We start from the raw sequence: 23,668 nt of genomic DNA, 5'->3' as shown, positions 1-23,668 counted from the left end.
ATCGCTTTAACTCCTGGTTCACTCCAGAAAAGGACTCATTTTGAACAGCAATATGTTCCAAAAAATCGGTGTGTGGCTCATTGTGGGCTTGGTGCTTTTCACTGTTTTTAAACAGTTTGATAAGCCTAAGGATCAAACTCAGGTGACGTATTCCCAATTCATGGATGACGCTAAAGCCGGCAAAGTAAAGCGTGTAGATGTGCAAGGTCGCACATTGCAAGTGACGCCTGCTGACGGCACTAAATACTCCATCATCTCTCCAGGTGATATCTGGATGGTTGGTGACCTCATGAAATATGGAGTTCAAGTTACCGGTAAAGCTGATGACGAGCCAAATATGTTGGTTTCTGCTTTGTACTATCTTGGCCCTACCTTATTAATTATTGGCTTTTGGTTTTTCATGATGCGCCAAATGCAAGGTGGCGGTAAGGGTGGTGCATTCTCCTTTGGCAAATCTAAAGCGCGCTTGATTGATGAGAACAGTAATACTGTTACCTTTGCCGATGTTGCAGGTTGCGATGAAGCCAAAGAGGAAGTCTTTGAGATTGTTGATTTCTTAAAAGATCCGCAAAAGTTTCAAAAGCTTGGTGGTCGTATTCCGCACGGCGTATTGCTCGTAGGTCCTCCGGGCACTGGTAAGACTCTTTTGGCTCGCGCCATTGCAGGCGAGGCGAAGGTTCCTTTCTTCTCAATCTCCGGCTCTGACTTTGTTGAGATGTTTGTTGGTGTTGGTGCATCACGTGTTCGTGACATGTTTGAAAACGCCAAGAAAAATTCTCCTTGCATCATCTTTATTGATGAGATTGATGCTGTTGGTCGTCATCGCGGTGCTGGCATGGGCGGCGGCAATGATGAACGCGAACAAACACTAAACCAAATGCTGGTTGAGATGGATGGTTTCGAAAGTAATAGTGGCGTGATCGTAGTGGCTGCCACTAACCGCTCTGATGTGCTTGATAAAGCTTTATTACGTCCAGGACGTTTTGATCGACAAGTGCATGTAGGTTTGCCAGACATCCGTGGCCGTGAGCAAATTTTGCAAGTGCATATGCGCAAGGTTCCAATTGACCCCGACGTTAATGCTGCTGTTTTGGCTCGCGGTACTCCGGGTTTCTCAGGAGCAGATTTAGCGAACTTGGTAAATGAATCTGCATTATTTGCAGCACGTCGTAATAAACGTGCAGTAGACATGAAAGACTTTGAGGACGCTAAAGACAAGATCTATATGGGTCCTGAGCGCAAGTCTGCTGTTATGCGCGAAGAAGAGCGTCGCAATACCGCTTATCACGAGTCTGGCCATGCTGTTGTAGCTAAGGTTTTACCTAAGGCTGACCCTGTTCATAAAGTCACCATCATGCCGCGAGGTATGGCGTTGGGCGTGACTTGGCAGCTACCTGAATTTGATCGTGTGAACTTGTATAAAGATCGCATGATGGAAGAGTTGGCTATTTTGTTTGGTGGTCGTGCTGCTGAAGAGTTGTTCTTGCACTCTTCAAGTACTGGGGCATCCAATGACTTTGAGCGCGCTACGAAAATGGCTCGTGACATGGTGACTCGTTATGGTATGAGTGATAGCTTGGGCACTATGGTTTATGTTGATACTGAATCAGAAAGTATTTTTGGTCGTAACAGCACCAAAACAGTTTCCGAACTAACTCAACAAAAGGTAGATGCTGAAATACGTACGTTGATTGATAGCCAATATGCTTTAGCTAGATCGATCTTGGAAGAAAACCGAGATAAAGTTGAGGCGATGGTTGCGGCTTTGCTTGAATGGGAAACCATTGATGCAGAGCAAATAAATGACATCATGGAAGGTCGCCCACCACGTGCGCCTAAGCCACCTCCAGCCACTCAGTTTGGTAATTCTGCTGGTACCCCTGGCCCTGCTACTGGCAGCGCTCCAGCTACTGCTTAATTACTTTGCTTAGCTGCAGTCTTTGATGCATTATCAAAGCCTTCAAGATATGCCCACAACTTGGCGTTGTGGGCGTTTTCTTTTTGACTTCACCGAACGCAAGCGCCCGATTGTGATGGGCATTCTGAATGCAACCCCGGATTCATTTTCTGATGGCGGTAAATTTAGAAGTGCTAAGGATGCTATTGCGCAAGCGGAGTTGATGATTGACAACGGCGTTGATCTTATTGACATTGGCGGGGAATCAACTCGACCTGGTGCTGAACCAGTTGAACTGCAAGAAGAGTTGGATAGAGTGCTTCCGGTCATTGAGGCCTTAAAAGATTGTGGCGTGCCTTTATCAATAGACACCTATAAAGCAGAAACAATGCGTCAAGCGCTGCATGCTGGAGTTGATTGTGTAAATGATATTTGGGCCCTTAGGCAGGCGGGAGCTTTAGAGGCGGTGATGGAAAGTCGCGACTGTGGCATTGTATTAATGCACATGCAACGCGACCCCTTAACAATGCAATTTAACCCCGAGTATCAGGATGTCATTGTAGAAGTAAAGAAATTTCTGAAGGATAGGGCGGAACTCCTCATTTCCAAAGGCATTAGAGGTGACCGTATTGCTATTGATCCGGGATTTGGTTTTGGCAAGAGCTTGGAACATAACCTCAAAATGCTGGCACACTTTGCTGACTTCTCGACTTTAGGTCTTCCTGTATTGGCGGGAATTTCCCGTAAATCGATGATTGGCAAAATTACTGGTAAAGACACTAACGAACGTGTTGCCCCAAGCATTGCCGCAGCAATTATGGCTGCTGATCGTGGCGCTCAAATTGTCCGGGTTCATGATGTTCCCGAGACTGTTGATGCTCTAAAGCTTTGGGAGGCTATCAATACTTAGTGACGCATCTAAGTTTTATAATGAAACCCATGAAAAAACAATACTTTGGTACTGATGGCATTCGAGGAGAAGTAGGCCAATTTCCTATCGTCCCTGAATTTATGACACGCCTTGGCTATGCTGCCGGCAAAGTATTAACACGTGAAGCCAAGCCGGGTGAACGCTGCAAAATTCTCATAGGTAAAGACACTCGCGTATCGGGATATTTGTTGGAGGCTGCGTTGGAGGCCGGGTTTGCTGCTGCAGGGGTGGACGTCATGCTTTGTGGCCCCATTCCAACCCCCGGTGTTGCTTACCTCACTAAGGCATTGCGTTTGTCTGCTGGCTTAGTGATTTCAGCTTCCCATAATCCCTACCAAGATAACGGCATCAAGTTTTTCTCTGCAAATGGCGATAAGTTGTCAGATGAGTTTGAGCTTGCCATTGAAGCTGAATTAGAAAAACCTATGGGTTGTGTAAATTCAAAAGAGCTTGGTAAAGCCTTTCGCTTAGATGATGCTGCAGGACGCTATATTGAGTTTTGTAAATCAACATTTCCAGGCGAGCTAAATCTTAAGGGGTTAAAGCTTGTAGTAGATTGCGCCAATGGAGCCGCATATCACACAGCCCCCCATGTTTTTCATGAGCTAGGTGCTGATGTGATTTCCATTGGCGTGAGCCCTGATGGTCGCAATATCAATGATGGTTGCGGAGCAACAGCACCAGCAGCCTTAATCGCCAAAGTTAAGGAAGTAAAAGCGGATCTAGGTATTGCTCTAGATGGAGATGCTGATCGCTTGCAAATGGTTGATGCTACTGGTCGTTTATTTAATGGTGATGAGCTTCTGTATGTTTTAGTAAAAGATCGCTTGGATCGTGGCCAGCAGATTGGTGGTGCTGTAGGTACTCTAATGACTAATCTTGCAGTTGAAAATGCTATTAAAGAGTTGGGCATCGGTTTTGAGCGCGCCAATGTAGGCGATCGTTATGTTTTGGAATTGCTCAAACAAAATGGTTGGATTATTGGTGGCGAAGGTTCGGGTCACTTGCTTTGCTTAGACCAACACTCCACAGGTGACGGCACTATTGCGGCACTTCAAGTGTTAGCGGCAATGAGCCAAAATAAAAAAAGTCTTGCGCAATTATTGGATTCCGTCAAAGTATTCCCACAGGTACTATTGAATGTGAAATTCAAATCTGGTTACGACTGGAAAACGGACGAGAAGTTAAAAAGTCAAATTACGAAGGTTGAGGCTGATCTCCAAAACATTGGTAGGGTTCTGATACGCGCCTCAGGTACAGAGCCTTTATTGCGTGTAATGGTTGAGACTAAAGATGCTGATATCGCAATGAGTGCGGCTAAAAGCATTGCTGATTTGGTTCCTACTGCCTAACCCACTTAATTCACTAAGGGCTTGTTTTTTCCATATATGGCCTCATGAACCGACTTACTTTCACTAATTGGTGATAGGCTCAAGAAAACAGAGGAGTATTGTATGAAGCTTCATCCATCCATCACCAATAGAGAATTTAAACTGCTCATCAAGCCCAAGGGCCTTGATCGTCACGGCAGAATATTGCTTCTTAGCGAACAAATTGTGAAGTTTTGCAAGAAAAGTAAGGTGGATTTCTTTCATCTTGATAATGCAAATACTGGGCTACGAAATATTTATTTTTACGATACTCCTGGTGAGGATTTCCGTTTAAATAATATTATTTTGCGCGTTCGAGAGTCGCGACAGAATGTGTGGGTAGATGACTATGCAGAAGTCACGCTCAAGTGTCGAACCCATGACATGGAGCATGCGTCCAAATTTAATCCAACCCCACAAAAGAAAATAAAATCCAGAGCTCGCTTCAAAGAGGAAATATTACGTGGTGATGCACTGGGCTCTAAACGTCAAATTTACTCGAATAATGCAATTTTGGACGCCGTTCCAATTGATAGTTTATTTGACAGATCCATAAGTGCGATTTGTGAGTATTTCCCAGGCATGGCATATCTTGCAATAGATAAAAAAACGCCTGTGCATATTGTTGGTGGTCCTAACAATAAGATACTTGAAGCCTGTCTGCCATTGGGAAATCTGGTTTTTGGGGATGGTGTACAAGCTCATTGTGAAATTGCTATTTGGATGAGGACTGCTGGCGACCCTATCGTAGGGGAGCTTGCCTTTTCATATCGCGTAAACGATGAAAATCGCTCACAAGCCAAGGCACACAAAAGGGCTGATAAGTTTTTTAAAAAGCTTCAAACTGAATTAGCTGATTGGTTAGAAATTGGTAGTACAAAAACGGCATTAATCTATGGAAAGCCTGAATGAGCTCCACAAAATTAACTGAGAAAAAGCTGTCAGTAAGTTTATATGACCTCTTTTTCCAGTTTTTGCTCATCGGTGCCATAAGTTTTGGTGGGGGAATTATTGCCTATGAGCGCATTCTTTTAATTGAAAAAAGATGCTGGCTGACTGCCGATGAATTCATGGGCTATCTTGCAATTAGCCAAACTATGCCAGGCTTAAATTCAGTGAACTTAGCGGTGTTAACCGGAGATCATTTGCGTGGCATGCTAGGCGCTTTCGTGGCTACCATCGGCCTAATACTTCCCGGATCTCTATTTGTACTAATTATTGGTGTTGCGTACACCACGAATACAGATCACCCACTAGCAAATATCATTTTGTCTGGAGTTGCAGCAGCTGCATGCGGCCTACTGGCGGCAATTACTTATCGGATTGGTGACGAGCACTGGAAGCATCTCAAGTCACTTCTCATTATTGTTCCAACCTTTATTTTGATGAGTCTTGTAAAGCTAAGCCTACCCATCGTCCTGTTAATAATGGCCCCGATAGCAATTTATATGTATCGCCCAAGGGTTAGCTCATGAGTCATTTAGTATCATTGGCACTCAGCTTTGGCTTGCTGTCACTCCTGGCAGTAGGGGGCGGGACCGCTGTATTGCCGGAGATGCAAACCTTACTGGCTCATCAATTTGGTATTGATCACCTGCGTTTTGTACATATTTATAGTATCGGACAAATTGCACCAGGCCCTAATATGCTGATGGTCTTAGTGATCGGATTTCAGGTTGCTGGCTTAGTAGGAGCTGGAGTTGTTCTGCTCTCATTTTTCTTGCCATCGAGTATTTTGTGCTTTTATGCTGGTCGCATCTGGAAGCGTTTTGGAGAAAGCCCTTGGCGTAGAAGCATTCAAAATGCTTTAGAGCCCATTTCAATCGGCTTAATGGCATCTGGTGTCTATGCTGTAGCTAAATCCTCTGTCGTTAGCCCCATAACTTTGGGGTTGGCTTTAATTTCCCTGTATTTCATTCTGAGAACAAAAATTAATCCTGTATTTGTAATTCTCGGTTCAGGATTACTTGGATTTTTACTACTCAAATATCTTTAGTGTGCCTTTATTAAAAGGCTGCGCGAACGCCAACCATGAGACTTCTTCCTGGTTGTGGCGCATATAGTCGTACTGCCATGGGTGATGTAGCGTAGCGAATCTCTTCATTAAGTAGATTCTTTAGTATGAGATATCCAGTCCAATTCACTTTTCCAATACGCTCAGTGTAGGAGAGGTTGGCATTTACTAGGTTGTAACTGGGCGTAGGACCAATTTCCCAGCTGGCCAATTTATTTTGTTGATAGCTGTAAATATAGGTGGCGCTTGTTAACCAGCCGTTACGTTGGTAAGCCAATTCACTGCCTAGACGTGGTGCCGGTTGTAGCGGAAGATTTCCTCCCGCGGTAAATGTTCCTTGTGATACATCACCAAACAATCTGCCCCCCACGCCGGTTTCATTCCAGTTATAACTAAGCTCTGCCTCTGCACCTTGAATAGAGGCATTTGCTTGAGATGCTTGAACCACGGAAAAGTTTTCATTGGCTTGGCTATAGGCGCCAGTGTAGTAGCCATAGATGTAGTTACTAAATTGGTTCCTGTAAATACTAGCTTTACTGCGGATTACCCCCAAGCTCTTCTGAAAACTCAGTTCTAAATTATGTGATGTTTCTGTGCTTAGGTTTGCATTACCGATATCGAATGTTGCGGTTGAATCATGAGGCCCATAGGAGTAAAGCTCTTGTGCAGATGGCGCTCTTTGAGAGACTGTATAGGCAAGACCCATGCCGTATCCTTTGGCAATATCGAACATTCCACCAGCTGAATAGGACATTAAATTAAATTGTCTACTCTGTAGTGATGGAGGACCATAAGATGTCGGGACAAATTCCTGACTGCTTGCGCTTGGAAACTGTGTTCCGGAATTGGGATTTTGAGTAGTGTAGCTATAGCGAGCCCCAAGACTTGTTTTTAAAGGGCCATAACGGCCTTCCTCAACCAAAAATAGGGCAGTTGCATTGGATTTTGTCTGCGGAACAATAGCGTAATTATTCGTGGATAAATCCGTGGCATTTAAGGTTGCGCCAGTAATTTGCGCGCCTAATATACCCTTAGATCCAAGCAATTCTTTATGAGCCAACTCTAGCCTTGCTTCAGTGGCTGTGTTGTTCCACTGTGTGGAGGCAACCCCATTGTTAGTAAATTCGGTGTGTTGGTAATTGGTATTGGCAGCACTAATTTTGACCGAGCTAAAGCCCTCAAACGGATCATTAGTTTGGTGAGCAAAATCGTAACGATTCTGCGACTGCTGAATAAAGCCACCTTCTGCAGTAGGAATTCCGTAGTTGTGATTCATACGCTCTAAGGAGATGCCGGTGTATCCATCGGAGCGAACATAGCTCGCTCCTAAGCCCATACTATTTTCATTGCTAAAAGAGAAGGGTAACTTGCCGCTGTAGGGGATATTCACTGGCTGACCTGGATTGATAGACCAATTAGCATTTGGTCCACCTTGTTCTGCAAAGCCTGGGATGCGATAGTTATTCGAATTACTGATCGCTGAATCAAAGTGGAGTGCTAAAGGTCCCGCAGGTGCATCTAATTCAATATTGGCAGTCTTACCTTGATTCACTGTTTCGTAGCTGGTATTGAGTGCGCCAGATACTGCATCAGGCATTGAGGTGACAATGCGATCATTCACAACGTTTACCAGGCCACCGCTTGAGCCTGATCCATAAAGCAGGGCAGAGGCACCGCGCAAGATTTCAATCTGATGGGTATTTTGCATTGGGCTTGCAACTGCATGGTCTGGCGAGATACTGGAAACATCCCCAACCGATAGGCCGTTCTGCAAGATTTGTACTCTGGCGCCATCTAGGCCTCGAATAACTGGCCTTGAAGATCCCGCCCCATAACCAGTCGCTGAAATTCCCAACTCATTGGCAAGCGTTGCTCCCAGTGTTCCGGAAAGCTTGTTTTGAAGTTCATCACCAGCTAATACTTTATTTGGCGAGAGGAATCCTTGCCCACCTTCACGTACTCCAGTGACATCAAGTTGAGGCAAACTCTCCGCTTGGTTTTGGGACCAAGCAGGATTCATTAGCAAAATACAGGCCAGTGCTATTAGGCGATTGCAAGAAAATTGTGTAAAACGATAATTCATATTCATCCAGATTCACCAATACATGGTGAGCAATTAAAACGGAGGTGCGCAATAGAGCGCTTTGTTTTAAAGGATGAAAGTAGGGGGAGCGCGTGAGTGGTAAGAGCTACCAGTCAAGCTTCGCAACGAAGGATTGCTTGAATTTTGTAGATCTAAAGCGCTGACAAGAATAACCGGGGCTTGAATGTGATTACTTGGTACAAATCCTGCAAGTGAAAGTGCGTCAAACAAATGACAGACATCCGAGCTGTGATTGAAACTCTTATCAATATTGGCAGAGGTATTAGCTTCCAGTACTTGATTTTGGAAGCCAGTATGAGAAATGCTATGTGAGAGGCCTATCCAGTGGGTGCCAAGCAAGCAAAATACTAGCAATGCCGCTGTAAACGCAGCATGAATTTGCTTCATAAATTTGCTTGAAAAATAGGCAACCATGTGACGAATCTTACAGGATTTGCCTTGCATGGCCCTCTCGGTGTAAAATATCGGTTCCGTCGGAGTGTAGCGCAGCCTGGTAGCGCACCTGCTTTGGGAGCAGGGGGTCCAAGGTTCGAATCCTTGTACTCCGACCACTTTCCCTTATTGTTCTAGATATACCCAGCATATAACTGCCCATAGCTCAGCTGGATAGAGCAACGCCCTTCTAAGGCGTAGGTCGCACGTTCGAATCGTGCTGGGCAGGCCAAATTTCACATTTCTTCATACATATTTAGGCTGGTCTATTGGCCTGATTGTGGCTAATCATGATCTAGCTTTGCTATCGAGAACCCGATCTTGTATTAGGGCGTGGCGGATCCTAGTGGACTATGGGGCGACTCAGTTGAAATTTGAACCCTGGTGATCAGGTGTCGGTTTGACCCGACTGTGAGGTGTCCGGTTACGTGACGGTTGAGCTGCTGCTGTTTTATTTTGCCTCCTAATTAGGCAAACAGATAATCCTAGGGGCTAATATAAAAAATTCATTGGTAAATGTCAAAGTTATGACAGGGGTACCCCTTTATTAATTTGACATAGAGCAACCCCAAGCTCCTTTTGGCGCCACCGAAATCCCTGGACAGAGCCAATGCGCCCCTTACACTTAGTTTTGCACAAATTATTGCTATAAAACTCATAATTAATACGGTAGACTAAGGCTGTTTAAACCAGTAAAAATATTGAAATGCTCATTAAATATACTAAGCCATTAATTTTATTGATGACATTTATTTTCGCAGGGGTCTTATTTGGCTGTCAGTCAATTAGCTTAACTCCGCCTAAGGACTCATTAACTTTTATTGATACTCAAAAATTTGATACTGAGCTGGGTAATTCCCTTGTAAACAATAAGAATCCAGTTGATGTAGAGTTTTATAATCCAGTTAGTCCAAACCAAATGCCTCCCCGTTTAGAAAAGTGGATAGCAGTTGCTGAAACTACTGGAGGAAAGATTACAGTAACCCAACCACCTAACGAGCTTGCACCTAGAGACCCAATTCTTTTGCTGGGTTTATTTACCGGGATTTGGCAGGCAATAAAGTTGATGGGTGGACAGTATGCTAGTTATACCGCTGAGGAAGGTGCAAAAAAACGAGATGTCAATATTGCCTTAGGCAGAAATGCACAAGGTGGTTTGTATGTTCAGAAAGTGATATTTACTCCGAGAGAGATTAAGTGACTTCAATCCATTCCATTGCCCAGTGTTCAGTAAGAACATGTGTAGGCATTTTTTGTTCCTTATTAGCCATTTTTGGCACGCAAGTATTCGCTGTAGAAAATACAAATAGGTCTGCATTAATTATTGGTATTGGCCACTATAACGGCCCAGCAGCTGATCTTAAGGGTGTGCCAGCAGATATTGTTATGGCAAAAGAAATGGCTAGAGCTATGGATATCCCAGATAAAAACATTACTGTAATACGGGATCAAGAGGCTACTAAGAAAAAAGTATTAGAGGTCATGAAATCTTTTAGCAATAAGGCGGCGGATGGAGGTAGAGTTTTTATCTATTTCTCCGGTCATGGCACAAGATATTACAACCCGTTTGTGAATAACTGTGTTGAGGGTTTGCTTACCTATGATTATGAGGTAATCAGCAATACGGAGCTGGCTGAGGCGACTAAAAATTTAAATAAATCAGTCGATAAGTCTATCCTCTTAGTAGATACATGTCATTCTGGAGGTGTTGTTAACACTACTAAAACTAGGTCAGCCTTTAATTCCAGTTATGTAGCAAAATTTGCCGCTAAGGATAGAACCGGTGCAGAAGTCTGTACCCCAGTAAATTACAAAACAAGAAGTTTGTTTGATGAAACCAAGGCATTAGGCGCAATAGAAGAGAATGTAGTTTTCATATCATCTGCAAAGCCTGATGAGGTAAGCTGGGATCAGGAAGACTTAGGTGGTGTTGCCACGCAGGCTCTTAAGAAATGTTTACTTGGAAGCGCTAGGGACCTCAATAGTTCCGGCGCAGTTTCGCTAGAAGAGGTTCGGCAATGCGCCCAAGACATTATGAATAAGCAAATGCCTGGTCCTATACAGATTGCCAGCAATATCACCATTAAAGGGAATCGTAATTTAATTCCTGTCGTGAATAGCCAAACATCGCAGCGTGACGATCTTTCTTCTACGCCACCAGCGCCAATTATTCAACCAGTTAGCGAAGTAAATAAAGTAACTCCGCCCGTAGAATCAACAAAACCTATTAAGCCTGTTGAAAATAAACCAATAAAGCCTGTACAAATAGTTGCAGAGAATCAGAGCCAAAAACCTCCAAATAAACCCCCAGCAGTCCAGCCAGAGGTGAATATTCAAGTTGCCTCATTAGCAACCTTACAGGATGTTGAGGCGCAACGAAATCCTCAAAGGGTTATCGATGTAAAACTGGCTAAAAAATCTTTAAAAATTGATAAAGACTACTTAGATCTTCAGATTAAATCTAACCATGATGGGTATTTGTATTTAGTATTGCTGGGTTCTGACAAGAAGAGTTTTTATGTTCTCTACCCAAATAAGTTGGAGCAAGATAATTTTATTAAAGCGGGGCAAATAATTAATTTACCAAGTCAGTCATGGCAAATTAAGGCTGCAGGGCCTGCGGGTATTGACCATATCTTAGTCATGGTTTCAGATTCACCGCGAGATCTAAAGTCACTTGAAGCTTTAGGTGCAGATCCTAATTCACCATTTGTTTATGCCTTAAATAATCTTAAGGGTCGCGGCGCTTTGATTGATTACCTCACTGGAAAAACTCCTGAAGGTAAGTCTGAGAAGTTTGCCGCAAAAATATTAACCGTTTCGGAGGTCCAGTGAAATTTAAGATTCTCTTAGCTCTCCTTATTTTTTCTTTGATTGGCGCAGCAACTGCTCAAACTGTATTACGTTCGGCTTCATCAGATGAGCTAATTGAAAAACTCAATCCTAATCCACCAAAGACACGTGGGATGAGAAATTTAACGCCTGAGGTTCGTGATAAGCCAACGGTTGATTTATCCATTCAGTTTGAATTTGATTCAGCAAAAATACTGCCTGAAAGTAAACCGCTCTTAGATAACTTGGCCAAAGCAATCAATAGTAATGAGTTAAGAGATTTTACCTTTATCGTTGAGGGGTATACCGATGGAGTAGGATTGCCAGCCTATAACCTGCGTCTCTCTGATCAACGTGCAACTGCGGTATTAAATTACTTAGCGTCAACTGGTGCTGTGAGTAGAGTTCGTCTGAAGGCAATAGGTAAAGGCTCTAATGAGCTTTTAGTGCCCGATAAACCAGATGCCGCTGAGAACCGCCGTGTACGCATTACTTTAAATTCTTGAGATGACTATGATATTAAGAAGTAGTTTACTTGCTGTGCTATTTATTTTATTAGCACCTCTTCAAGTAATAGCAGAGCCCCTTTGGTTAGTAACGCCTGAAGAAACGCTCAAATCAAATAGTGCAAAGCCCCCCTTTTATCCCAGAGTTGTTCCCCCATTAGACGCACCTGTAATAGATGTGATTACGCCAAAATTAGATGGCTCGATTACTTCACCAACACCCATCCTATTAAAATTTGTTCCTAAGGCGCCAGCTAATGTAAAGCCCGAAAGTTTTAAAGCCTACTATGGCACTTTTCAAATTGACATTACCAATAGATTGCTCGGTGTTGCACAAGTTACGGCGCAAGGCATTAATCTTAAAGAGGCGGCGCTGCCAAAAGGAAGTCATAAGATTACATTGAATGTGCAGGATTCCGAGGGTAGGGTAGGAAGTAAGATAATTGAGTTTGAAATTAAATGAGATTTCGACTCTGTACTTGTTTCGTTATTTTATTCGCTTTTGCAAATATCAGTTTTGCAAGCAAATGTAGTAGTTTTCAAGAGCTACGTTTTGCTGATGGCTCAACTGGTTGCATGTCAGATTACAAATTCTTCACCATTAAAAGGCCCCCCTTTGCACCTGATGGACTTGCAGAGTTAATTTATGGGAAGCAAAGTTTCTCAATTGCAGTCAACAAAAATCCCAATACCTGTCCGATCCCATGGAGCGCATATTACTGGGGTGGTCGCATGCGCAATACATCTAATTTGGCGCTGCAAGAATGTGAATCAAAGATCATAGAAGGTGCTCTAAAAAGGAATCTTAATCCTAAAACATGCGAGTGCGAAATCATTTATGAGGCCTCACCATCCCAGGTCAACGTACCCGTTCCTAGGGGTGAATTTGAAGTAAAAACTCGTGCTTGGGTGGCTCTGACTCAAAATGAAGCAAGATTTAAGTCTCAATACAGCGATGAAGAATTGGAAGCTAATAAAAAATTCTATGCGCAATATGTTGGCGGAGCTACTTTACAAAACATAGAAACCTCTAAACCGCCGTTAGCTCTAGATAAACCTAAGCCTCAAGTTAATTTGTTGCCTTCAAGTTCTATCCAAACACAACCACCGATTGATGAAAAAAATATTCAGGCCTCAAAGGATAAAGATACCAAAATAAATTCTACGGTAGAAGCTTTGCAAATTCCCTCCCCAATAAAGACGATCCCACCTGTTGCAAATGCTGAAAATCCAAGCAGACAAACAACTAAATCAGTAAGGGCACTAATCATTGGAAATTCAAACTATGGTGTATCTACGTTAATCAATCCAACTAATGATGCCCAGGCTATTGCAAGACGTTTAGCTGAATTTGGGTTCAAAGTAGATCTAGTACTTGATGGCAATCGAAAGTCTCTTATATCAGCCCTAACCAAATACCAGACCGAGTCGTCAAAGTACGATATAAATATTCTTTACTATGCTGGTCATGGGATTCAACTTAATGGAATTAATTACATCATCCCAGTGGATATGTCTTTAGCTCCCAACGGTGCCAACGTAGAATTTGACGCAATTCCAGTTAATTCTATTGTTGAAAAATATATGCAAGCTAATACTAAGCTAGTATTTTTAGATGCCTGTCGAGACAACCCACTTAGTCGGTCTTTACAAGTGGCCTCAAGAAGTTCGGGTGGTGCATCTAGGGGCCTAGCTCCTATGGAGGTTGGTGGGGGTACATTGATTTCATACTCAACGAAGGATGGTAGCGTTGCCTTAGATGGCGACGGCAAAAATAGTCCTTATACAGAAGCCATGTTAGCGCATATGAATGAGCGAATTGATATTTCCCTGCTACTCAGAAAAGTGCGCAAGACGGTTATGGCAAAAACAAACGGTAAACAAGTTCCGTGGGATTATGGCTCTCTAATGACTGATGAATTAGTCCTGTCTAATAAATGATGGTGGCTTAGATTGCTTGGGTTTATCCACTTTGCGGAGGTACTGTCCCCAAAGTCTGTTTAGGGTCGATTTGAGCCAGCTATCGATAAGTAGAGCGAAAGTCTTCTTTGTGTCTAGTAGTAGCCGATCGCAGCCCTGACGCTGTGGTGTCGGTTTACCCGACAAATTTTCCGATCGACCTTAACAAAATCTGAAATTAAGCTAGCAAGTGTCGTTTTTCGAGACACTTGTTATGAATAATTTATCACTCTTATTTTCTACCGTTATCACTGATGATGAGACCATCAAACTCCTTGATGGTGACCTAACTCTCTATAAGAGGTCTCATAGTCACCAATGGCAATGCCGCTTCAAGCTGGCTACTGGCGCTTGGCATTCCGCTAGCACTGGATCTGATCAGTTGGCCGAAGCCACTACCCAAGCCATTGCTATCTATGAAACCGTTAAGGTCAAGCTAGCCAGTGATCTTGCCATTAAGACTCGGACCTTTCGGCAATTGGCTAACCAAGAGCTGGCTGCAGCTGCTCGAGTAGTCCATGCCAATCCCAATAAACGCACCCATGTTGACTACATTCATATCTATACCAAGTACTTGATCCCATTTTTTGGTGCCTATCAAATTAATGACATTACCCAAGAGCTAGTAGATGACTATTCAGCTTGGCGCATATCTCAGATGGGTAAGGAGCCCAAGTCTTATACGCAAAGGCGCCATGCTGGTCTTTATAAGCGGGTAATTGAGCGAGCCAGGGCTCAGGGCTTAATTCACCAGCATCGAACCATTCCATTATTAGAAGTAGCCGGAGATAAACCTGAAGCTAGGCCAGCCTTTAATCAGCAAGAGGTCAATTACTTATTGGAATACATGCAGGACTGGGAAAGGTTTGGTCGTAATCAACGCAGTAACCATATGCGCAGACTTTGCCGGGTCTATGTGGCGTTCTTGCTGGGAACGGGCATAAGGCAAGGTACTGAAAGTATGCCAATCCGCTGGAAATCTTTACAGTGGCACTGGATAGGTGAGCAGCGATATTTACGGGTTTGGGTGTCTGGCAAAACTGGCCCTAGATACCTAATAGCAAGACATTTTGTCATTGAGGCTTTAGAGCGATTAATTGCTTGGCAGGCTTTGCCTTATCCGAACCTAGATGCTGTAATTGAAGCCAAGCTAGATCGAAGGGTGTTTGTATTTCCAGAAGGCGATGCACCCCATAGTCTTGATAGCGTGTTTGAGAGGCTTATGGTTGAGTCTGGCTTGTTTAAGGATGCTACTGGTAAGAATAGGACTTTATATAGCCTACGCCATACCTATGCCACATTCGCACTAGCTGAAGGTGTTGACATACACACCTTAGCTAGGCAAATGGGTACTTCGACTTTGATGATTGAGCGGCATTACTCAAAACTTACTCCTATGATGGCAGCTAAGAAATTAGCTTAGAATTTATTGATACTTAATAGATTACAGTTAAAGATCAATTCGATTTAACACATTAACGCTGAGAAGTTGCGTAAGATGAACCCGTAATTCACTCTCCAAGACAGTTTTTATTTCACCATTAGCCATCGCTTGCATGGTGGTAATAATGACGTCGTGAGGGTGAGGATCACGTCTGGCTAAATGGTAAAAACCTTTATAGGCGTTGAAATATGCATGGTAAGCATCGTACAAAAAACTATCCATGCAGCCCAATTCATCCAAGGCATCATTGGCTATATAAATACGCTCATAGGAATCATGATCATCTATCCAAAAAAGACTAAGATTTTTATCGCCAAAATACGCCAGAAGAAAATCAAAGATCTTTGGAAAGCTAAGAACAACAACATCCTTCGACTTTTTGAATTCATTGCTTAAATAGGAGTTTGCGGCTAGCACTAGATGAACCTGATTCTCGATTGACTTGATGGGTTGTGAGATTCCGGCTACATAAGCTGCCCTACTTGAATTCGATAATCCTTTAAAATATTCTGCATCTGGCAGGTTTTCTTGGTGATCAAAAATAAAAAAAGCTCTTGGGTATCGCATGATGTTTACTCTTGATTGATCTATAGCTTAATAAATTTATCAATTACAAAATAATCAACGCATTCACTACCCTCATCTTTCCAATTATTTGGATCAAATTGGAGGCAATCATCACAAAGAAAATCCTCTATAAATTCAATTTGGTCGTCATGTGTAACATAGATACTGTCGTCAACATTAACGATTTGAGAGTAGTACCAGCGATCAGTAAATGATCCAATGACCTTATATTTAACGATGGCCATTTTTTCTCTCCTTAATGCGTGCTTTTTGACAAAGCCACGGAATTGGTTGGGAAGACTTGTCTGGACGGCCTAAATTTTTCAAGTCATAAATTCGCTTGGTTTTAAAATCTACCCAAATAACTTTTGATAAAAATTGATTAAGCATTTTGCAGATCTCCCTGTCTTTTTTCTTCCGCAATTTGAGTGTCAGTCAAAATATTGCGTGCCGATCCATTGCCAGCTTGCACAATGCTAGTAATGGCTTGATTGCTCGGTGGCGTTAATCCTGAGGCCTGGTATATCGTATGTATTTTGTTTAGCCACTCAGTTGGTGGTGGCGCGTTCATATCAATCAAAATGCATCGATCTTGTACTCCGCGATCTACTTTATTAAGGTGATTAGTTGTCAGAATGAATGCAACATCTGTACGATTCATAATTGCCTTTAAAGAAGCACTAGCTGCTTCAGTAAGTAGATCTAGTTCATCTAGGATCACGTAATGTAGACCTGTTGAGTTAAAGCTCATATGGCTTGTTTGTGTCTGTATTCTTCCAATCAAGGTCACGCCATTTTGGCCCTGGGCACAGGGGTGTAGATCATAGTTTGGTTGGGTAGCATCAACTAGCTCGCCAATAGGTCTATTTTTCCAGCTAGAGGTAGTTTTAGCTGTCTCTATCCATCCTGGCAAAAGCTCTGCCATGGTGGTTTTGCCTGTTCCATAGGTTCCGTATAGCAGTAATCCTTTTTTCTGTTTTGGAAATTTAATGGTTCCGCTAAGGATCATTTCTAATTTTTGCCGTGTATGCGGCATTAGCGGAAAGTCATCTAGCATTGTTGGCGGGTTAATAATTAATGTCATCATCATTCTCCTTGAGTATGTGTTCAATTTGCCTATTCCTTGACCTATTAGAAGCGCCCAATGGGGTTTAGGCCACTAGTGCCTGGTTGATCGCTTCAGAGCGAACTTGGTCATCATTTGCTGCCTTTTGCTCTTCTGCCTTTAACGCTCCCTTTTCTTTAAGAAGTGCTGGAAGATGGGCTAGGGCGCTGGTAATAAGTACGCCGTTTTGAAGCACGTATTTAATTTGAAAGCTTCCATTAACTTCGCGGGTGGACATCAATAACACCGCACCGTTATAGGCAGCCTCATCAAATACCGCATTTAAGTCATCGCTTTGGACGGAGCCTAGGGCTTTACTGGCCATTAAATTCAATCCAGCTGCAGCCTTTTTTTTGGTAGTGGCTTTGGTTGACTTGCTTTCCCGGCGGACTTCTTCTACACCACCAGCGTCACTGAGGAACTTGGGAATATCCATAACGCTAATACGTTTTTCAGTTGCTATGCGTAATGCTTTGGCATAGCTTGAAGTGCGGCGGCGATTATCGTTGCCAAATACACAGCTTACTATTTTGACCATCAGGTGAGTGCTATCTTTGAAATTGCAACCCAATTCCTCGCAGTACTTGTTAAAGGCACGCTTGAGGGCTAACTTTTCGCCAGATACGCCAGACATGTCTTTGTACAGAACATAGCAGCTCTGTAAAATCTGATAGAGGCGTTGATTGCTGCGGGCAAACTCATTAGATTGCCATGATTTACGCTCGGCTATTAGTCTATCTACTACATCGCCAATCTCTTTACGGTTATTTAGACTGACTTTTTCAGCTAAATCCGAGGTAGATTTGGTTTCCATATTTATTACATCTAAGACTTCGGTCATATTGACCTCCTTATTAAGAATTACTAAAAAACTTTCCTTAGCCATTGACTCTGGAAAGGCATTGCTGGTTTCCCAGCGGTATTTGGTCTTCAAAATAGGCAAATATTTGAAGTGGGCGCTGCTAATACAACGCCAATTTAGATTGAAAAAAAGATCATTTTGTTGTATAGAATAAGAATGTATTTATTTTGTATAACATTTAAATTATGAGTAGCAACCTTTTTGAGCAGCTGCCATCAGATATTGATCCGATACCTAAACCTACATTTAGGCATCGGATGTTTTTTAATTTTTTGGTGATTAGTCCTAGCTACTACATTGCTCATATAAGTCGCTCAGACAAAAGAAAAGCGCGGAATACTAATAAAGTACCTGACTTTCATAAGGTGCTAGAGATGTACTCATTATGTGGAAATGTATTCGATAGAACTTTTGATGTGTGGTGGGCTGAAACTGGCCACAAAATTATTGAGGCAAAGTCTAAAGAGCCGACATTACTTTTTAAGCCAGATTTCACTAGATCTTCAAAATACAATGCTGAAGTTTTAACCCTTCTAATTGAGAATAAAAGAAGAGCTCATATTAATAATCAAAATAAAGTTGGGTTTTTAAAAAATAAAATAAGAGACACAACTTTAGAAAATAGGTATTCAATCGTTGTCGAGAAATACAACATCAGTAGACATGACCGATTGGTACAAAAAAATGGATGGCTACCAAATTGGCTAGCTGCATATCATTTTAGAGATAGCTTGGTACATGATAAAAAAAGTAGAGCGTTTAGGAATATTACTAAATCATTTGTAATGAAGGAGGGGTTTGTAGAATTTATTAAAGATAAATCTAAGCGTAAAGATGATTCGTTAATCGAAATTCCAAGACAGGAAATAGTTGGCCTTAAAGCGGATTACAACAACAAACTATCTGAAAAGGCTAAGCGTTATTTATCTATGTTGATGAGTAAGAATCTTTCAGAGGCTCGGTATATTTCTGAGAATGCTGCAAGAGGGGTTTTTCCTTCAAAACAGAGTATCCCTTGCTTGAAATTTGATCCCACAGCCTTAGAGCAAGTTCTTTATAAAGATTTGAATCAAACATTGAATGAATTATTGCAACTTGATAATAGCTTTGTTACGCCCATCAAGCGAAAGAAAAAAGCGAAGGATGACTATAAAGAGTTAATTTCGAAGGCTCTCCAAGAGCAAGAAATCAAGAAAATGATTGAATCAGAGTCACAAGTAAAGGCTGAAGAAATGGCTTTAGAAATTGCTCGAGAAATGTACCGAAATTCCCAAGTAAAAAAAGGATTACGTTAATAGTTCTACGGCATTTCTCTTTTGCTCATCGTTAACCTCGATATACCTTTGAGTTACTGCAATCGAACGATGGCCGGCAAGGCTGGCTAAGATTCGAACACCAATGCCTTTATTAGCTAAGGTAGTGATGAAAAATTTTCTACCCGAGTGGCTGCTACCGCCGCAAATACCTACGTTCTTGTATAACTGAAAGAACCAGACACATAAGCCATTACCGCTAAAGCCTAGGCGGTTATCAGTATGGAAGAAAGGGATGCTTGGATCTTTGATATGCCTTGTTGTTAAGTAGTTGGCCAATTCAGTCTGTAAACGCTGCGAAACAAAGACTGTTCTGGGATGTTTTCCTTTGGTTTGCTCTGCAGTTAGCCGGATTTCGTTCTTTATCGTGCCATCAGGATTTACTACATCACCCATTTTTAAACTGGCTATTTCGGCAACGCGAAGGCCACCAAGAAAGCTGGTGAGAATGATTGCTCTGTCACGCAAAGCATATTTTTTGGTACTAACGTAATCAAGTACTTGATCTAGTTCTGCTTGGGATAGGGTTTTTGCTTGTGCCATTTTTTAATTTCTCCATAAATAAAAGGTGCGTTTTAAGTATGTTTTCTTATTGCAAAAAGGTCGACCTTAATCTTGTCGGTTTACCCGACAAAAATTCTTCCAAGATTCAATGACTTACAAAGCAGGTTAAGATTATTTATATTTTCTTAACCTGCATCTTTATGTAAGTATTTATGAAAGTAGTGCTTTTTCGTGGGATTTAGACGACACGAAAAATCCTTAAAAGTGGGGTCCCCATAAAACCCCTCAAAACAACGCTATACGCGGCTGATTAACTCCTTAAGTAGTTGCTTATTTCCCCCGAAAAATGCGCCGTTTGTAGACGGTTTTTGAGGTGAATTTAGTTCCGTAAGCGTAGTAGCGATGAGTACTGGCGTGGGTTTGCCAGGAATCCTAGCAATGCAACTGCGTACAGGCAATTCCCAATGTTCGCTTAATTCAAGGTCTTGATCGTCTATTTGAATCAGAATGCGATTATGGTTTAGGTCTAATGCGCCATAACCACCAATAGCAGTCTTTATGCCTTGCTCATATCGATATAGCCAAGTCATAAAGATGCCTGCTTCATTTTGTGGAATGCTATCCAATCGTTTAGCGATGGAATGATGCAAGGGTGCTTTAGTAAAGTGAAACCAGTCAGCGATCTCCTCAAAATCCACTAAATACTTGGCATAAGGATCGTTTAGCTCCAATGTGCCGTTATAGATGGCTTTGCGGTATTGGCCTTTGCCATAAGTGGTTCCATATAGTTTGTTTTCCCATAAACGGGCTGTTATTTCTTTCATTTTTAATCTCCTTTAATTTTGAAAGAAGTCGCTTAGTTGCAGAGAGTGGCAGATTCAAAAGACAGATGCTGTTGCTTGAGTTGCTAGTCAGGGCTACTCATTTGTCCCCAATACCGCAACTCCTATTTGCAACAGCAACTATTTCTCAATCGCATCTCAAAGCAACTCATTACGCGACTCGTAAATATTTATCCCTCGTTAATAAAAACCGTATTTTTTCTATCCAAAATTAGCCAAATTAAATAGAGGTCGTCCATTTGCCAATTCGAAATTAACTTGTATATGCCCATTAATTACATAGGAGAATCAAATGAGCGTATTAAGTAATCTCAAATTAGTAGATGTTAAAAAGCCCCGCAATATGCCTGCTATCGTGGTTCGCAGGAATAAACTTTCGAGCCGCTTATGGGAGCAGATCCAGTTGGCCCAAAGCCAGTTGAAAGGCACTTCGTTTGTAGTGACCAAGTTCAGAAGTGTGAAAGATCGTGAAACTGGCCTAATTAAGCAAGTAGAGGTGCCCAAACGCATCAAGCCTTGGTGGTTTCAGAGCGATGAAGGCAAAGTGTGTTTTTCAGTTCGTTACGGTAGCTGGACAATTGATCTAGCCAAGGGAAAGCCCAGCGTAGAAGTTGAAAGTGGCGAGGCTTTAGTCAAGGCCTTAGAGACTATCAAGATTGCAGTAGAAGCAGGGGAGCTGGATAGTCAAATCGAGATAGCCAGTGCCAAGCTAAGAAGTGGCTTTGGTAAGTAGGCTAACTAAATACTTGTATGAACAAGTATCAAGCCGGTGTGCGTGTAAAAGGTCAATTGGTTAAAACAGCCGTATTTGCTGATAGTCCAATACATGCACGTTTAATCTTGCAGTATCAATTTGGCATGGATTCTATAGTGAGCTATCCCTTAGCCATTACTGAAGTAGCCACAATCAAGCCTTTAACTCCTGATCAGCAGCGTATTAAGTCAATGAAAGATCGGGTTAAGCAGGATCAAGCAGCTGTTAAGGCAGAGCGAGCTAGGCAGAAGATTCGGGCTGGACAAGCTGAACTGGCTCGATCCTGACCAAGCTGGCTCATCTTTTGGAACGCCCGGGTAGGGCGTAGGTTGATTCTGGATGACTGCTTTCGGCCATTAAGAGCCATTGAATGACTGATCCATTTTGGTGCACGGATTAATTAAGCTGTCATCAAAATTAGTTATATTGCAAAAGTTATTTAGATATCAACGCCATAAACTAAAAATTTATGCGCCTCAATTAATTGGATAACGGAAGTAGTTGTGGTAAAGAATTTCTTTTTCTAATTACATATACTGGATGAATCAACATGACGATCGAGCCAAATAATCCCAAAAACTGCGCTAACGCGATTGTTAAGATTTTAGAAAATCATGGGGTTACACATGTTTTTGGTATCCCCGGTGCAAAAATTGACAGTCTCTTTATTGCTCTTAAGCATTCTAAAATTAAGGTGGTTATTTGCCGCCACGAGCAGAATGCAGCTTTCATGGCAGCAGCATTTGGACGCCTGACTGGCAAGATCGGTGTCTGTATCGCAACATCTGGCCCTGGTGTTACCAATTTGACTACTGGATTGGCAACCGCTACAAGTGAAGGAGACCCTGTTTTAGCTATTGGTGGTGAAGTGCCTGTCGATGAGCGTTTGAAGAAAACACATCAGTCACTTGATTCCACTAGTTTAATGAAATCAGTAACTAAGCTTTCTGAAGAAATAGTCACTCCTGATCAGGTGGGCGAATTGATGGGCAATGCCATTCGGGTTGCTGAAAGCGGGCGTCGTGGCGCTGTATTTTTATCACTACCCAGAGATGTTAGTTTAGCGGACTATCCTGGTGATGTTAATGCTACTTGGGGCAAGAAGCTTCCGATGGGTTCTGCAGCAAAGTCAAGCATCGACGAAGCTCTCAACACTCTAAAAGCAAGTAAGCGACCTATTGCTATTCTCGGTATGCAGTCATCAAGTCAGGATACTTCTAATGCGCTAATCAATTTCTTCAAGAAATCCGGGATCCCATATGTTTCAACCTTTCAAGGTGCAGGCGGCTGGGTTGCAACTGCTTGTGGAGCAACTTATGCAGGTCGTATCGGTTTATTTCGAAATCAGCCCGCAGACAAGTTACTGGATCAGGCCGATGCGATTCTAGCAATTGGTTACGATCCAATTGAATATGACCCTTCTATATGGAATACCAATCTAGATCGCCCAGTTATTTGCCTAGATTCAATCCCTGCTTATCAAGATAATGCGTTTTTGCCATCCACAGGATTAATTGGTGATATTGGCGAGTCTTTAGATGCTCTTACTGCTGGAATCACGACACAAATTGATCCGGCATTCATATCGGCTGCCAAAGCAGCCATTAAAGAGGTTAGTGACACCCTAGGCGAGGGTAAATCAATGAACAAATTCCCTGTTGAGCCTCTTCGTCTTGTCTATGAGCTTCAAAAGCAAATGACACCTGGCACGCATGTATCTTTTGACGTGGGTTCTAACTATATTTGGATGAATCGTTACAGCGCTGCTGATAACGCACGTAATTTTTTAGTGAGCAATGGTCAGCAAACACTTGGCGTTGCCCTCCCTTGGGCGATTGCGATGAGCCTTCTTTATCCTGGCGAAAGAGTACTTTCCACTTCTGGTGATGGAGGCTTCTTATTTACTGCAACCGAGTTGGAAACTGCTGTGCGTGTTGGTGCCAAATTCGTTCACGTTATTTGGGATAGCCATTCTTATGATATGGTCGGTTTTCAGGAGCAAGCACGCTATGGCGAAACAGCTGGCATTACTCTCGGCCACTATGACCCAGTCAAGTTTGCAGAATCTTTTGGTTGTAAGGGCTATAGCGTTAAGTCCGCAGATGAGCTTCCAGGTATTTTTGAAGAGGCTTTTAAATCTGAGGTACCCGTTCTCATTCATGTACCTGTTGACTACAGTCTGAATGAGCGTTTAATGCAAGACGTTGTTCAGAGCTTTGTTAATTAATCACC

At 42.4% G+C, this 23,668-nt stretch carries 25 protein-coding genes and 2 tRNA genes; 18 read left to right on the top strand and 9 right to left on the bottom strand.

From position 1 onward, the window contains the following. The first annotated feature begins 40 nt into the window (after window positions 1-40). The 6 genes from ftsH (at window position 41) to ICE89_RS02140 (ending at window position 6,194) form a co-directional block, all read left to right on the top strand. On the top strand, window positions 41-1,918 hold the full coding sequence (gene ftsH / locus ICE89_RS02165) for an ATP-dependent zinc metalloprotease FtsH (protein WP_216264626.1): 1,878 nt from the start codon (window positions 41-43) through the stop codon (window positions 1,916-1,918). 49 nt (window positions 1,919-1,967) lie between these two features. Next, entirely contained in the window at window positions 1,968-2,807 is an 840-nt protein-coding gene (gene folP / locus ICE89_RS02160; RefSeq protein ID WP_216264596.1) for a dihydropteroate synthase, read from the top strand. A gap of 29 nt (window positions 2,808-2,836) precedes the next feature. Continuing rightward, window positions 2,837-4,180: a phosphoglucosamine mutase gene (glmM, locus tag ICE89_RS02155; RefSeq protein WP_216264593.1), complete on the top strand. Its 1,344-nt coding sequence runs from the start codon at window positions 2,837-2,839 to the stop codon at window positions 4,178-4,180. A 102-nt stretch (window positions 4,181-4,282) separates the two neighbouring features. Then, window positions 4,283-5,110: a hypothetical protein gene (locus ICE89_RS02150; protein WP_216264579.1), complete on the top strand. Its 828-nt coding sequence runs from the start codon at window positions 4,283-4,285 to the stop codon at window positions 5,108-5,110. Beyond that, window positions 5,107-5,673 carry a chromate transporter gene (locus ICE89_RS02145; protein ID WP_216264576.1) on the top strand — a complete coding sequence of 189 codons (567 nt, stop codon included), beginning with the start codon at window positions 5,107-5,109 and terminating at the stop codon, window positions 5,671-5,673. Before ICE89_RS02150 ends, ICE89_RS02145 begins: the two co-directional genes overlap by 4 nt. Continuing rightward, window positions 5,670-6,194: a chromate transporter gene (locus ICE89_RS02140; RefSeq protein ID WP_216264573.1), complete on the top strand. Its 525-nt coding sequence runs from the start codon at window positions 5,670-5,672 to the stop codon at window positions 6,192-6,194. The genes ICE89_RS02145 and ICE89_RS02140 overlap by 4 nt, the downstream gene beginning before the upstream one ends. 10 nt (window positions 6,195-6,204) lie before the next feature. On the opposite strand, the gene ICE89_RS02135 is transcribed toward ICE89_RS02140, so the two are convergent. After that, the gene (locus ICE89_RS02135) at window positions 6,205-8,232 is read right to left on the bottom strand and encodes a TonB-dependent receptor (RefSeq protein ID WP_216263893.1); all 2,028 of its coding nucleotides are present in this window, start codon (window positions 8,230-8,232) and stop codon (window positions 6,205-6,207) included. A gap of 129 nt (window positions 8,233-8,361) precedes the next feature. Next, a complete protein-coding gene (locus ICE89_RS02130; protein WP_216264570.1) occupies window positions 8,362-8,760 on the bottom strand; it encodes a hypothetical protein in 399 nt (132 codons plus the stop codon). 30 nt (window positions 8,761-8,790) lie between these two features. On the opposite strand from ICE89_RS02130, the gene ICE89_RS02125 reads away from it, so the two are divergent. The 8 genes from ICE89_RS02125 to ICE89_RS02090 all read left to right on the top strand — a co-directional run bounded on the left by ICE89_RS02125 (window position 8,791) and on the right by ICE89_RS02090 (window position 15,468). Beyond that, a tRNA-Pro gene (locus ICE89_RS02125) sits at window positions 8,791-8,867 on the top strand. Window positions 8,868-8,903: 36 nt separating this feature from the next. Next, window positions 8,904-8,980: transfer RNA gene (locus ICE89_RS02120), tRNA-Arg, on the top strand. Between the two features lie 474 nt (window positions 8,981-9,454). After that, window positions 9,455-9,949 carry a hypothetical protein gene (locus tag ICE89_RS02115; RefSeq protein ID WP_216264555.1) on the top strand — a complete coding sequence of 165 codons (495 nt, stop codon included), beginning with the start codon at window positions 9,455-9,457 and terminating at the stop codon, window positions 9,947-9,949. Continuing rightward, window positions 9,946-11,583, top strand: coding sequence for a caspase family protein (locus tag ICE89_RS11760; RefSeq protein WP_216264554.1), 1,638 nt, complete (start codon window positions 9,946-9,948; stop codon window positions 11,581-11,583). Before ICE89_RS02115 ends, ICE89_RS11760 begins: the two co-directional genes overlap by 4 nt. Continuing rightward, entirely contained in the window at window positions 11,580-12,086 is a 507-nt protein-coding gene (locus ICE89_RS02105) for an OmpA family protein (protein ID WP_216264551.1), read from the top strand. The genes ICE89_RS11760 and ICE89_RS02105 overlap by 4 nt, the downstream gene beginning before the upstream one ends. A gap of 1 nt (window position 12,087) precedes the next feature. Then, window positions 12,088-12,549 carry a hypothetical protein gene (locus ICE89_RS02100; RefSeq protein WP_216264550.1) on the top strand — a complete coding sequence of 154 codons (462 nt, stop codon included), beginning with the start codon at window positions 12,088-12,090 and terminating at the stop codon, window positions 12,547-12,549. A 113-nt stretch (window positions 12,550-12,662) separates the two neighbouring features. Continuing rightward, window positions 12,663-14,027 carry a caspase family protein gene (locus tag ICE89_RS02095; RefSeq protein WP_216264547.1) on the top strand — a complete coding sequence of 455 codons (1,365 nt, stop codon included), beginning with the start codon at window positions 12,663-12,665 and terminating at the stop codon, window positions 14,025-14,027. A gap of 232 nt (window positions 14,028-14,259) precedes the next feature. Next, entirely contained in the window at window positions 14,260-15,468 is a 1,209-nt protein-coding gene (locus ICE89_RS02090; protein WP_216264544.1) for a site-specific integrase, read from the top strand. Between the two features lie 27 nt (window positions 15,469-15,495). Here the strand turns inward: ICE89_RS02090 and ICE89_RS02085 are convergent, their stop codons facing one another. From ICE89_RS02085 to ICE89_RS02065, 5 genes are all read right to left on the bottom strand, one after another. Continuing rightward, the gene (locus tag ICE89_RS02085) at window positions 15,496-16,056 is read right to left on the bottom strand and encodes a hypothetical protein (protein ID WP_216264542.1); all 561 of its coding nucleotides are present in this window, start codon (window positions 16,054-16,056) and stop codon (window positions 15,496-15,498) included. A 20-nt stretch (window positions 16,057-16,076) separates the two neighbouring features. Next, a complete protein-coding gene (locus ICE89_RS02080) occupies window positions 16,077-16,301 on the bottom strand; it encodes a hypothetical protein (RefSeq protein ID WP_216264539.1) in 225 nt (74 codons plus the stop codon). After that, the gene (locus tag ICE89_RS02075) at window positions 16,288-16,446 is read right to left on the bottom strand and encodes a hypothetical protein (protein ID WP_216264537.1); all 159 of its coding nucleotides are present in this window, start codon (window positions 16,444-16,446) and stop codon (window positions 16,288-16,290) included. The genes ICE89_RS02080 and ICE89_RS02075 overlap by 14 nt, the downstream gene beginning before the upstream one ends. After that, window positions 16,439-17,146 carry an AAA family ATPase gene (locus tag ICE89_RS02070; RefSeq protein ID WP_216264536.1) on the bottom strand — a complete coding sequence of 236 codons (708 nt, stop codon included), beginning with the start codon at window positions 17,144-17,146 and terminating at the stop codon, window positions 16,439-16,441. Before ICE89_RS02070 ends, ICE89_RS02075 begins: the two co-directional genes overlap by 8 nt. Before the next feature lie 61 nt (window positions 17,147-17,207). Continuing rightward, on the bottom strand, window positions 17,208-18,002 hold the full coding sequence (locus ICE89_RS02065) for a hypothetical protein (protein ID WP_216264520.1): 795 nt from the start codon (window positions 18,000-18,002) through the stop codon (window positions 17,208-17,210). A gap of 206 nt (window positions 18,003-18,208) precedes the next feature. Between ICE89_RS02065 and ICE89_RS02060 the strand changes: the two genes are divergently transcribed. Beyond that, window positions 18,209-19,318, top strand: a complete 1,110-nt coding sequence (locus tag ICE89_RS02060) for a hypothetical protein (RefSeq protein ID WP_216264518.1) — start codon at window positions 18,209-18,211, stop codon at window positions 19,316-19,318. Here the strand turns inward: ICE89_RS02060 and ICE89_RS02055 are convergent. Together ICE89_RS02055 and ICE89_RS02050 are read right to left on the bottom strand one after the other, a co-directional pair. Beyond that, the gene (locus ICE89_RS02055; protein WP_216264516.1) at window positions 19,310-19,879 is read right to left on the bottom strand and encodes a site-specific integrase; all 570 of its coding nucleotides are present in this window, start codon (window positions 19,877-19,879) and stop codon (window positions 19,310-19,312) included. The genes ICE89_RS02060 and ICE89_RS02055 overlap by 9 nt on opposite strands. Before the next feature lie 257 nt (window positions 19,880-20,136). Continuing rightward, complete coding sequence (locus tag ICE89_RS02050; RefSeq protein ID WP_216264513.1) at window positions 20,137-20,664, bottom strand: hypothetical protein; 528 nt, start codon at window positions 20,662-20,664, stop codon at window positions 20,137-20,139. A gap of 310 nt (window positions 20,665-20,974) precedes the next feature. On the opposite strand from ICE89_RS02050, the gene ICE89_RS02045 reads away from it, so the two are divergent. The 3 genes from ICE89_RS02045 to alsS all read left to right on the top strand — a co-directional run bounded on the left by ICE89_RS02045 (window position 20,975) and on the right by alsS (window position 23,663). Next, window positions 20,975-21,415 (top strand): DUF6641 family protein, encoded by a 441-nt coding sequence (locus tag ICE89_RS02045; RefSeq protein ID WP_216264510.1) that lies wholly within the window; start codon window positions 20,975-20,977, stop codon window positions 21,413-21,415. A gap of 17 nt (window positions 21,416-21,432) precedes the next feature. Further along, window positions 21,433-21,723, top strand: coding sequence for a hypothetical protein (locus ICE89_RS02040; RefSeq protein WP_216264509.1), 291 nt, complete (start codon window positions 21,433-21,435; stop codon window positions 21,721-21,723). Window positions 21,724-21,986: 263 nt separating this feature from the next. Beyond that, window positions 21,987-23,663 (top strand): acetolactate synthase AlsS, encoded by a 1,677-nt coding sequence (gene alsS / locus ICE89_RS02035; protein WP_216264506.1) that lies wholly within the window; start codon window positions 21,987-21,989, stop codon window positions 23,661-23,663. Window positions 23,664-23,668: the final 5 nt, after the last annotated feature.

It is taken from the genome of Polynucleobacter sp. AP-Kaivos-20-H2 (assembly GCF_018882215.1).
In the GTDB taxonomy this organism is placed as follows: Bacteria; Pseudomonadota; Gammaproteobacteria; order Burkholderiales; family Burkholderiaceae; genus Polynucleobacter.
This window is presented reverse-complemented; position numbering and strand designations above follow the sequence as displayed.